Here is a 1,741-nt window from a genome sequence, read left to right as displayed (position 1 = left end):
CGCTGGCAGCCATCGGACTTTCGCCTGGAAACCACTACGGTCTGGAGTTTCAAGGAGCGGGGGCGTTGGGCCACACACGATGGGCGTTACCGGGGGAATTGGTCGCCTTATATTCCGCGAAATATCATCCTGCGGTATTCCCGGCCCGGTGATCTGATCCTGGACTATTTTGTGGGAGGCGGAACAACCGCGGTAGAAGCCAAGTTATTGGGCCGCCGCTGCATAGCCCGGGATATCAATCCTGCCGCGGTCTCCCTCACCCGGCGGAATTTGGGTTTCTCCCCTCCTGCTCCGATCACGGGAGAAGAGATCTACGAGCCGATGGTGGAAGTGGGAGATGCGCGGGATCTTTCCGGGATTTCCGATAACAGCGTTGATCTGATCTGTGCCCATCCCCCTTACGCGAGGATCATCCGATATAGTAGCGGGCTTCCCGGTGACCTGTCTGCCCTTACCGTACCAGAGTTTTTGCAAGAGATGCGGAAGGTGGCCCGGGAAAGCCTCCGGGTCTTGAAGCCCGGCGGGAAGTGCGCGATCCTCGTGGGAGATGCCCGCCAGTCTAAGCGGGTTGTGCCGGTTGGCTTTATGGTGATCCGGGTGTTCTTAGATGTCGGCTTTCGCCTGAAGGAATTGATCATCAAACGACAACACAACTGCCGGGCAACGGGTTTCTGGTACAGCCGGAGTGTTCAATATAACTTTTTGCTGCTGGCACACGAGTACCTCCCTGTTTTTGAGAAACCGGCTGGATCGGGAGTGCAGGAGCAACTTTCCCTCTGGGAAGCCTCTATGTCCTGCCGGACGGTCCAGGGGGCTGTTTGGCCCGCGAGAGAGGAACCCCTGGAAGCGATGACGGTTTGGGTGTTCCCGTTGGCGCGGATGGAAGAAGAAGTTAGACGGAATCTCTTCCAAAGGTTTGCTGAGGGTGCGGGCGAACTGGTTGAGATCCATCTGACGGGCGATGGAGGGATTTCAGAAGCGGCTCCTTTGTCGGTTGGGCCGGCAAACCTGTGGTGGATTCGGCTGCCGGAGGAAATGGATGAAGCGATCTTCGCCGGTTGCAGGCGCTGCATCGGAGATCTTCTCCGGCAGGCGATTCTTCGGCTCCCTCCCGACGGATACCTGGTGATAGAAGCGAAGGATTTTCGCTCTCCCAGGGGCGATCTCGTGCCTGCCGCTTTGTTGCTTTGGGAAGATCTCGGACGGGAGCGGCATCTTGCTTTGAAGGAGATCGTCATCGTCGTGCCGGAAGAGACTCCCCCTGTTTCCGGGGGGAACCATCTGGCAGTTATTCATAAATATCTTCTTATCTATGTGAGGGAATCCGTATGAATCCGCGGGACACTTCAACCGGAAGAGTGCTGGAAAATATGATTCTCCCTGCGCTGGAACACGGGGGGTATCGCTATAGAAAACATGTTCGCATCGGTGAGCGTCTGGGGGGAGGCAAACACATTGTGGATGTAGTGGCCGAGGATTCAGAGGGAAAAAGGTACCTGATTTCTTTGAAATGGCAACAGGTTTCTGGAACCGCTGAACAAAAGATCCCCTTTGAAGCGATGTGTTTGGCGGAGGCGATTTTGTCCTCGGAAGGCGGTTATCACAAAGCCTATCTGGTCCTTGGCGGGCCAGGGTGGCGTTTGCGTGACTTCTTTGTGGGTGGGGGATTGAGTAAATATCTACGTTATAGCGATCTGGTCAAAATTGTAACCCTGGAAGCCTTCATCGCTGCGGCCAATAC

At 55.8% G+C, this 1,741-nt stretch carries 2 protein-coding genes; both read left to right on the top strand.

Annotation, left to right across the window (positions count from 1 at the left end):
* On the top strand, positions 1-1,332 hold a 1,332-nt coding region (locus ABJK56_RS01135), incomplete at its 5' end, for a DNA methyltransferase (protein ID WP_347242829.1).
* A partial coding sequence (locus tag ABJK56_RS01130; protein ID WP_347242828.1) for a PD-(D/E)XK nuclease superfamily protein occupies positions 1,329-1,741 on the top strand: 413 nt, incomplete at its 3' end. The genes ABJK56_RS01135 and ABJK56_RS01130, both read left to right, overlap by 4 nt.

Source organism: Thermogutta sp. (assembly GCF_039793925.1).
In the GTDB taxonomy this organism is placed as follows: Bacteria; Planctomycetota; Planctomycetia; order Pirellulales; family Thermoguttaceae; genus Thermogutta.
Note: the sequence above shows the minus strand (reverse complement) of the source record. Positions and strands in the feature narration are given on the sequence as shown.